At 38.8% G+C, this 9529-nt stretch carries 11 protein-coding genes; 2 read left to right on the top strand and 9 right to left on the bottom strand.

The genetic code is table 11. The annotated features are described in order from the left end of the window. Positions 1–134: 134 nt before the first annotated feature. A complete protein-coding gene (locus AC5KOD_RS03565) occupies positions 135–347 on the bottom strand; it encodes a helix-turn-helix domain-containing protein (protein WP_496913159.1) in 213 nt (70 codons plus the stop codon). Positions 348–629: 282 nt separating this feature from the next. Here AC5KOD_RS03565 and AC5KOD_RS03560 point away from each other — a divergent pair, with 282 nt between their 5' ends. Next, positions 630–941, top strand: a complete 312-nt coding sequence (locus AC5KOD_RS03560) for a hypothetical protein (protein WP_496913158.1) — start codon at positions 630–632, stop codon at positions 939–941. A gap of 166 nt (positions 942–1107) precedes the next feature. On the opposite strand, the gene AC5KOD_RS03555 is transcribed toward AC5KOD_RS03560, so the two are convergent. The 8 genes from AC5KOD_RS03555 to AC5KOD_RS03520 are packed head-to-tail and all read right to left on the bottom strand — an operon-like array spanning position 1108 to position 8334. Then, positions 1108–1830, bottom strand: a complete 723-nt coding sequence (locus AC5KOD_RS03555; protein WP_496913157.1) for a CoA-transferase subunit beta — start codon at positions 1828–1830, stop codon at positions 1108–1110. Next, positions 1811–2644 (bottom strand): CoA transferase subunit A, encoded by an 834-nt coding sequence (locus AC5KOD_RS03550; protein WP_496913156.1) that lies wholly within the window; start codon positions 2642–2644, stop codon positions 1811–1813. The genes AC5KOD_RS03555 and AC5KOD_RS03550 overlap by 20 nt, the downstream gene beginning before the upstream one ends. A 12-nt stretch (positions 2645–2656) precedes the next feature. Continuing rightward, the gene (locus AC5KOD_RS03545) at positions 2657–3994 is read right to left on the bottom strand and encodes a CoA-disulfide reductase (RefSeq protein WP_496913155.1); all 1338 of its coding nucleotides are present in this window, start codon (positions 3992–3994) and stop codon (positions 2657–2659) included. Positions 3995–4004: 10 nt separating this feature from the next. Continuing rightward, positions 4005–5078, bottom strand: coding sequence for an ABC transporter substrate-binding protein (locus AC5KOD_RS03540; RefSeq protein WP_496913154.1), 1074 nt, complete (start codon positions 5076–5078; stop codon positions 4005–4007). Positions 5079–5094: 16 nt separating this feature from the next. After that, positions 5095–5361 (bottom strand): BMC domain-containing protein, encoded by a 267-nt coding sequence (locus AC5KOD_RS03535; RefSeq protein ID WP_209524440.1) that lies wholly within the window; start codon positions 5359–5361, stop codon positions 5095–5097. Further along, complete coding sequence (locus tag AC5KOD_RS03530; RefSeq protein ID WP_496913153.1) at positions 5361–6011, bottom strand: BMC domain-containing protein; 651 nt, start codon at positions 6009–6011, stop codon at positions 5361–5363. The genes AC5KOD_RS03535 and AC5KOD_RS03530 overlap by 1 nt, the downstream gene beginning before the upstream one ends. Positions 6012–6044: 33 nt before the next feature. After that, entirely contained in the window at positions 6045–7559 is a 1515-nt protein-coding gene (locus AC5KOD_RS03525; RefSeq protein WP_496913152.1) for an aldehyde dehydrogenase family protein, read from the bottom strand. A gap of 16 nt (positions 7560–7575) precedes the next feature. Further along, on the bottom strand, positions 7576–8334 hold the full coding sequence (locus AC5KOD_RS03520; RefSeq protein WP_496913151.1) for a class II aldolase/adducin family protein: 759 nt from the start codon (positions 8332–8334) through the stop codon (positions 7576–7578). A gap of 166 nt (positions 8335–8500) precedes the next feature. On the opposite strand from AC5KOD_RS03520, the gene AC5KOD_RS03515 reads away from it, so the two are divergent. Then, a complete protein-coding gene (locus tag AC5KOD_RS03515) occupies positions 8501–9262 on the top strand; it encodes a DeoR/GlpR family DNA-binding transcription regulator (RefSeq protein ID WP_496913150.1) in 762 nt (253 codons plus the stop codon). Positions 9263–9529: the final 267 nt, after the last annotated feature.

The raw sequence follows: 9529 nt of genomic DNA, 5'->3' as shown, positions 1-9529 counted from the left end.
CGACCTACAAAGCCACTCCTGTCACTTTTATTATGACAGGAAATCGTCTGTAGGTCGATCACTTTTGTTTTCATTCTGTTTGGTGAGGGCGATAGCCCTCATGAGTGTTTGTCCCAGCTGCTTCAACACCATTTTTATCTTTTCATCAACAGCTCATATGGACTGACCTCTAAAGCAAGAGCTATTTTTTCAATATTATCAATAGAAACATTTCGTTTTCCTCGTTCAATATCAGAGATATAGGTTCGATGTAAATTACAAACAAAAGCAAGCCCTTCTTGGGATAGTTTTTTCTCTTGTCGAATAGTTTTAACATTGTTCGCAAAATTAACTCTCAATGAAGTCATTTGCACCCGCTTCCTTTCTCTTATTGACTGTGCTATAACGCTATGATATGACCCCTGTATACTTTAAGTCTACAGACTATAAGTTACATTTCGGCGTTTAAATAGAAAATACTTTGCTATTTAGCGCCAACCAATGAAGTCTTGCATGAATAGCGTACACTACACATACAAGTTGCCACAATTACTGGTGCATAGCATCAGTATCCCTGATTTTATCTAATTGCAAATAAATTTTCTTTATTTGCTAGGTAAGCTTTGAAAATTAAAGGAGGAGAATTTTTTATGAACCAAGAAAATGGAATCGTTCTCAAAACAAAAAACAAACAGCCAATCAAAGCAATTTCTTATCAAGATATCTATCTACTGAAAGAGACCCTTGAACAACTTCAATCATGGACAACAGTGCTTAAATTGTTAGACGAGTTTTTTTCCAACAGACCATTCCCACTAGACAAGAAAAAAATCATTAAAGAGTTCCACTCTTTATCACTAGTTTACGGCATGTTCATAGACGATTTTTCAACTTGTACAGACAATCTGGAAAATCAAATTGCAACATTAATGGTAAAAGAAAAAATCAAAATCTCTAAATGATTTATTTGCTATTCTACTAAATCACCAGGATGAAAACGGCTTTGATAGATCTTAATTTATTCATTAATATAGATGCAGTTATACAAAGAATCGCTTATCCCCCTATAGCCTAAGCAATAATAAAAAAAAGAACTCTTATCATCGAGTCCTTCTTTACAAGTTCTATTTACAATTCAATATAGCGATACCCCTTCGGATCGATTTTTTGCAAAATAGCTAGCTCTTCGCGGCTTGGTTCAGGTGTGATGGCCACACCGTCAACCTCAATCTCAAAGCCAGTATTAGCAACTACTTCTTCAGAAGAGGATGTCTGATGAATACTTTCTAGTTTCAGTTTGCCGTCTCTAAAGCAGAAGACACACAATGGTGTAATAATTCGATCGATATTCCCCTTAGTCGTAACAAAATCAACTTGCTTAACAAACGTTCGTGTATCATGTTTTGTCCGCCAAATTAAGGCACGCTTGACAGTTGGAATTAGAACGGCACTCCCTGCTCCACCAGGTAGTCTCACTTTAGGCTGATGATAATTACCAATAACCGAGGCATTAACATGACCCTCTTGATCAAATTGAACACCACTTAAAAAAGCCACATCCAATTTTCCTCTCATCGATAAATCAAAAACATCTGCTAAAGGAAATTGACTCCGTGATTGGTCGTATAATTCGTACCCTGCCGTCGAATAACTCGAGACCTTTCTCATTTCTGGATTCACCCCACCAGGTATATTCAAATGATATAGGTCTGGCGCATGTGTGGCCTGCGCCAACTTAATAGCAATCATTGGCATATGAGAAGAAACACCATGAAAAACCGTTTCACGATTGTTGATTAAACGAGCCATGACACAAATCATTGTATCAATTTTAAGCTTTTCCTGATCCATAAGTTGTCACTCGCTTTCCTGAATTTTGATAGTCAGCTAAATAATCTTTAATCGTAAGTTTGCCTGTTGTAAAGTTTCTCAAAACCTCTTGATTGATATCATATTCTCCGTAAACAGAGCAAGGATCTGCCCCTTTAGGCTGTAAAACAACCGCATCTACTAAGAAACCAGGAATCAAGGTATTTTTTTGCTTTGCTTGCTGCCACTCGTTTTTTACAACTCGTTCAGCAGTAATGATAACCTTTCGGCTCGCTCTTGCTAAAAGTAAATCATCAAAAACTGGGCCATCTATCCAAGCATTGCCATCTTCATCAACTTGTTGAACGTGTATAACGGTAACATCAGGTATCAACGCTTTAACCAAGGTAACAGGCTCGCCAGAAAAAGGGTCCTCCACCCGTAAAAAATAATCATTCTCCACTAATAAGTCGCCATATTCTAATCCTCTGACAGGCATAAATGGCACCCCGTATGCAGCAGCTCGCAGAGCACTGATTACCGTATAGCACGCATGTTCGTTCCCCTTAACCTGTCCTTCCTGCACTGCTTTTCGATAATAATTTGCTAAACCAAAGCCTGATTCATAACTGATAAATCCGGCATCAACAGCACTTACCTGTTGATTTCCACATAACAAATCAACATCATGGGCACCAGCTGTATTAATCAGATGCAATCCTTTCAACTCTGTACGAGCCAGTTCTCTCACAAAGCTCATCGGTTTGCGGTGAAGGGCGTTACCACCAAAAGCCAAGCTATCACCTGAAGACACTAGCTTTACACTTTCAGCCAGTGTCATTAATTTTGAATTCATTTCTCTTCCCTCCTATTTTGCAGCGTTACTTGCTATATGAACGGCATCCCAAACACCAGCAAATGGGGGAGCATAAGCTAAATCAACCATCCCTAACTCTGCCGTTGACATTTTATTATGGATAGCAATTGCAAACATATCAATTCGTAAAACGACACCCTTTTCACCTACACCTTGTGCACCTAGTAAACGAAGGGTCCGCTTATCATAAATCAATTTCAACTTAATATCTGTTGGATCTGGGTAATACACAGGATGATCCTGAGTTGTCACGGTAACGGTTTTGTAATCATAACATAGGGCTTGTGCCTCCGACTCAGAAAGGCCCGTTCGACCTAGTTCAAGCTTCCCAATTTTAATCGCTGCACTGCCTAAGGTTCCAACAAATTTATGATGAGCTCCTAGCATATTATCACCTGCGATTCGCCCGCATTTATTGGCAGTTGTTCCCAAGGGAATAAAATCATTCTCCTCTTTGCCTAAATGATACACCTGCGCGCAGTCACCAGCAGCATAGATATCAGCGATGTTGGTTCGCATTTCTCGATCAACTACTATAGCGCCATTAGAGCTTAGCTGAATGCCGCTATCTTTTAAGAAACTAGTAGCAGGCTTAATACCTGTTGCTAAAACAACCAGATCACAAGGGTAGCTAGACTTATCTGTCACTACCTCTTTTGCGTGATGATTACTATCTTTAACGATTTGTCTAACCTTTTCATTTAGCTTCAATGATACACCCAAGTCGGTCAATTCTTGTCGAGCGACTTGACTAATCTCTTCGTCAAAAGGGGCTAAAATATCCTGACTAAATTCGATGACCGTCACCTTTTTACCAATTTCTTTCAAGCTTTCGGCTACTTCAATCCCAATATAGCCCCCACCAACTATCACCACATTTTGACAGTCTGTTTGCTCAACTTTTTCTTTTAATAACAGGCCATCGCTTAAGGTTTTTAGCTGAAAAACACCCTCAGCTTCTCTTCCTTCGATGGCTGGTACACTCGCAACTGCACCAGTTGCAATAAACAATTTATCGTAATTTTCAACAAACAAGTGATTATTGCGATTATCGTGAATAAAAATTTGTTTATTTTTAGGAATAACCTTCAACACCTTATGTTGTAAACAGGTTTTTATGCCAAGCTGATTAAATTCCGCTTCTGTTCGCGCGATTAACTTGCTTGAATCATTATTGACACCACTGACATAATAAGGTAAGCCACATGCTCCGTAGGATAAATGCTTCCCAGCTTCATAAACAATGACCTCCGCTTGCGGATCTGTTCGTTTGATTTTAGAGGCCGCTGACATCCCAGCGGCAACTCCACCAATAATAACTATTTTCATGATACCCTCCTTAACCTTCAGATAGTTGTCCTTCAATATAAGTCACAAGTGTTGCCGTGCTTTGACCTAATAGTGCTGATTTTGGTAATCCACGAGCAACCGTACTGACTAATCGATAATGTGAGTCAAACCAAGGATAATGACTTGTCTCATCTGTTGATAAGGGCTTCAGCACTGGAGCACCCGAATACTCGCCAATTTGTGTCGCTACGTCTCTTGATAGCAAGTAGGTTAAAAATTTTTGACTTGCGACTTGATTTCCACTCTTTTTATGAATACAAAATCCCCACGTCACATTCCAACTACCTTCGATCGTAGCAAAACCGAGTTCGTCTTTATTCAAGCAATCCTCATTAAAAATTGCTCCCATTTGACCATTCCAAGTAGTGGTCATAATCGTTCGATTCTGCTGGATACTTTCTTTTATCCCTTCATTATCCAGATAGCGGTGCTGTTCATCCGTCAAAGCTAGTAGCTCTTTGTACCAATTAATCCCTTCAGCCAACAATTGATAATCAGTAATAGCTTCCCCTTGAGTTGTAATCGGCTCTACGTCTGTCGCTCTAAAATATGGCAATATATCCAAAAATAATTCTGAACTTGCCGCTTTCATCGCTATAGGTTCTATTGCTTCAACTTGTTTAAAAGCTTGTGCCCAGGCCATTATTTCCGCTATAGTGACATGCTTACCGGGAAGTGCCATTTGCCATTTTTCAAAGTAAGACTTGCGGTAAACGAAGAGGTGCCCATCGCAAAAAGAAGGACTTAGATACTGCTCCCCATTATAGGTCACTTCGTCTAAAACTTTTTCCAACAATTCCGCTTTAGGTAACTCTAATGGCATAATTAACTCCTTTTCCAACAACTCTGATAGCCATAAGTGGCCGGCCACCATAAAAATATCATACTCCCTATTACCTTCTATGATTTGTTGGTACATGTCACCATATTCTGCCCAGCTCACACTGTTAAACTCAATTGCCTGTCCAGTTGTTTCCGTGTACGCTTGAATGATTCCTAACTCTAGATAGCCACGAACTGCTGGATCATCAACTGCTAAAATTTTTAAAACACGTTTTTCCATGTTAGTTCCTCATCTCTTATGGCAAAAAGTGAACAAGCTCCTCATGAGGCGATGGAATCACTTTTGTTGCGATTAACTCACCATTAGCTTGAACCACCTCAGCTCCAACTGCTACCGCTGCCTCTACAGCTGAAACATCCCCTTCAACAATAATTGTGACCAATCCTGAGCCAATTTTTTCTTTGCCTAAAGCTGATACATTCGCAGCTTTAAGCATCGCATCTGCTGCTTCAATTGCAACTGTTAATCCTTTTGTTTCAACTATTCCGATTGATTTTGCCATTAACGATCTCCTCCACTTCTAATTGCATATCGCAGTGTTTCTGTTGTCGGATTATTTAATTGAATTTTTGTCAAAATTTTATGATCATAGTTTCTTTGATGAGTTTCAGCATAATCAATCGCCGCCATTACTTGGCTTTCATCTCCTGTAAAAATCAGACTGATTAAACGACCGCCTAGATTGAGTTCATGGTGAGCATAGCTTAAATTAAAGGATTTTAATAGATCATTACTCAAACTAAGTGCATTTACAAAATGCTGAACCTCAAAGATAGCCAATGAGCTTCCTTGAAAACTACTATCTAATACTTCTCTTTTAGACACGTATCGCTGTGGAATAACTTTTCCCGTTATTAATAAAGGCCTAAGCCCCTCAGCTTCTTTTGATACATAGCTAGTGCTAATAACTGCTTCGGAGACATAATTTAAAGCCATCTTTTCGCCGACGCTTAACGCGTGACGAACCTCTGAAATCTCTCCTTCAAAAATCACTTGAACTGTCATTGGAATTTCTGCTGTTGCTTCATTTCGTGGATTGTTGCAATCCACAGCTAAGATAGTCACATCAACTTCCTTTGTCATCTGATCAATGACCGCTAGTGCCACAGTATGTCCTTCAACTTCAATCATTCCTATTGCTAGCTTCCCCATAAATCGGTTTCCTCTCAACTCATTTAACTTTTTTTAAATTGATAAGCCACCTTGCCCAAGAACACAGCGACGTTTACGCGAAAAGCTCTTTGCTGAAGTCAGGCCTTCTCCTGTTGGACCTGCAATTGACATCGTGGCATACCCTTCGCCTTCAAAACCAACCCCTGCCAAGGATGAGGCGTTCTTCACAAAAATAGTACTCTCAACCTCACGAGCAAAACGAGTCAAATTATTAATATTTTGCGAATGCATCACCGCTGTGTGGCGATTACCTTTTTCAGCCTTAACCGCAAGCTCAATTCCTTCAGTGACATCTTTTACTCGGACAATTGGCAATACTGGCATCATTTGTTCAAGCTGGACGAATGGATGATCGAACTCACATTCAAACATAATTAATTTCGGTGAGCCTGTCTCCTGAATTCCTAATTCTTTTAAAAATAACTCAACATCTTTCCCAATCCATTTTTTATTCATATGAAACTCTGTCGCTTTAGCTACTGAACATCCTTTTGCTCCTTGGCTTTCCTCTTTAACTAAAGTAAATGACATTAACTGTTCAACCTGTGCCTCATTTAAGAGAACAGCGCCTTGATTAAGCAGCTGATACACCAACTCATCAGCAACTTCCTCAACAACGAAAACTTCTTTTTCGGCAATACATAAGATATTATTGTCAAAAGAAGCGCCTTTAATGATTTCTTTTGCAGCGGTAGCTAATTCAGCCGTTTCATCCACCAAAACAGGCGGATTCCCCGCACCAGCACCGATTGCTTTTTTGCCAGATTGCAGCAATTTTTTTACAAGTCCTGGACCACCTGTTCCAACTAGCAGTCGTATATCCGAGCTTTTAGTTAAAATATCTAATGTGTCCATTGTTGGCTGAGCAACCATTGTAATTAAGTTGGCAGGGCCACCAACAGCAACAATAGATTGGTTCAACAGCATAACAATTGTTTGAGAAACCTTTACAGAAGATGGGTGGACATTAAAAACAACACTATTACCACTCACAATCATCCCAAGACTGTTATTCACAATTGTTTCAACTGGATTCGTAACTGGTGTTACTGCACCAATCACACCGTAAGGACTATACTCAACGGTCGTCAATCCATCTTCACCACTGTATGCTTCTACTTTTAGGTCCTCTAGCCCAGGCGTTTGAGTAGCGATTAACTCAATCTTTTGTAATTTGTCTTCGTAATTTCCTAACCCAGTCTCTACTACCATTTGGCGCGCAAGTTCTTCCTTATGAGAAAGTGTAACCGTTCGCATTTCAGAAACAAATTTTGCTCGATTTTTTGTTCCAATAGTTCTTAATTCTTTTTGTGCTAGCTTAGCCGCTGCAATTGCGTCTTCCATTAAAGTGAAAACCCCTAGCTCTTTTTGGCTAGTGATTTCACTTTTTAGAAGCCCCTCTGTGCCTGAACCTACTTCAACTTTTTTAAATTGTTGAACCTGTGTACGGTCTTTTCCTTGAGTGTATTCTTTAATCACATTGCGGACAATTGAATCTAAATTTTCATCAGTCATTGTCTTTCCCATTAGTAATCACTCCTCCTTAAGATAATTGAGATAAAACAGCTTTCACGACATTTTCAATCAAAGCCTCTTCATCGGTTGCAACAGTTTCTTCTGTTCGACAAGGGGGAACACCACCAGAAGAAACACCCATATTTTCACGCATTTCAATTAAATCGCCTACTTGAGAACAATTTAATTCATTGGCCTGATTAATAATTCTGCCAGTATACATCGTCATCATCGCAAAGTGCTCCAACGACTCCATTCGATAATAAGCTTCAATAAGATCTTTCCCCCACGTCAAAGCACCGTGATTAGCTAAAAGTACGGCATTATAATCGATACAATATGGGGCAATTGAATCTGGTACTTGCTGAGTTCCCGGTGTGGCATAAGGGGCAACAGGTACGTTACCTAATGTCACAACGGCTTCTGGGCACAGTGCTTGATTCAGTGGAATCCCCGCAATAGCATATGAGGTGGCTACAACTGGATGAGCATGTACAACAGAATTAACTGTTGGATTTTCGCGGTAAACACGTAAATGCATCTTTACTTCTGATGATGGTTTCGCATTATCAGATAGAACATTCCCTTCCAAGTCCATCTTGACAATCATATCTGGCTGCATAAATCCTTTACTAACACCGGTGGGCGTACAAAATATCGTACCATCATCCATTTTCACCGATATATTGCCATCATTCGCCGCAACATAGCCACGATCATAAATCCGTTTACCAATTTCACAAATCATTTGTTTTACATGTGATTCTTCTTCATATCTATTTTTCACTTCACTATTCCTCCTAAGTCATTCTTCTATTTAACATCATTATCTAACTTTATCTTTGTTTAGTCAATAGTTTTCTTTGTTTGTTTTTGTTTATTCTTTATTTAAGCTATTTAAAATTTATTGTTTCATGCTATAATAGAATAAAACCAATAAAGGTGGGTGGCTCATGCTTCCAATTGTCCGAAAAGAAAAAATCAAAGAATTGATCAGAGAAAGAAAAAGTATCTCTGTTGTGGAACTTTCTGAAACATTTAAATTAACTGAAGAAACTATCCGTAAAGATCTCAGCCAATTAGAAAAAGAAGGCTTTTTAAAGCGTACTTATGGTGGTGCCTATATTTCTGATGGGGTTCAAAATGAAATTGATGTCCAATTTAGAGAACATATTCATATTGAAGGTAAAAGAAAAATTGCCCTTGCCTGTTCCGAATATATCAATAATGGTGATTCTATTTTTCTAGATGCCTCAACCACTTCTTTATATATTGCCCAATCAATCCATGATAAACACTTAACAATCACGACTAATTCCCTAAAAATAGCCACAGCATTAGCGGATGAAAATAATATTAATCTCGTTCTAATAGGAGGAAATCTTCATCTTCCTTCTATGTCGCTTTTAGGGAAACAAGCCGAAAATAACATGAATCATTATTTCTTTGATAAAGCATTTATTTCGTGTCGCTTCTTAAATATTCAACACGAAATTACTGATTCAAATGAGCAGCAGGCTGAAATCAGACATACCGCTGTTCAAAGAGCCAACACAACTTATCTAGTGGCTGATTACACTAAATTTGATCGTACTGCCTTTAAAAAGATTTGCTCTTACGATGAAATCGACTTCTTAATAACAGATAATCAATTGCCAGAAGAATGGACTGATTTCCTATCTGAAAAAGAAATCACTTATAAAGAATGCCTATAAATAAGAGCATAAGGTAACAGTTCTATCACTTTCATAAACATAAGTCACGCCCTAGTTTTGTTTCACGTATATTGTGCGATAAATGCGTTCCAAAAGTCTGCTCACTACGTTTTACTACGCTACGCTTCGTTGTCCTAAACTTCTAAACGCTAAAGCATTAAGAGTTGCCATTATTCTTAGTGCTTTAGCACTTAGAAATAATGGATATCCAAGTGAAGGCTCGGCAATTTCTCTAAACTCGAGCAATCGAAATTGCCGATTGTTCGA

This window comes from Vagococcus sp. WN80Y, assembly GCF_059621045.1.
Note: the sequence above shows the minus strand (reverse complement) of the source record. Positions and strands in the feature narration are given on the sequence as shown.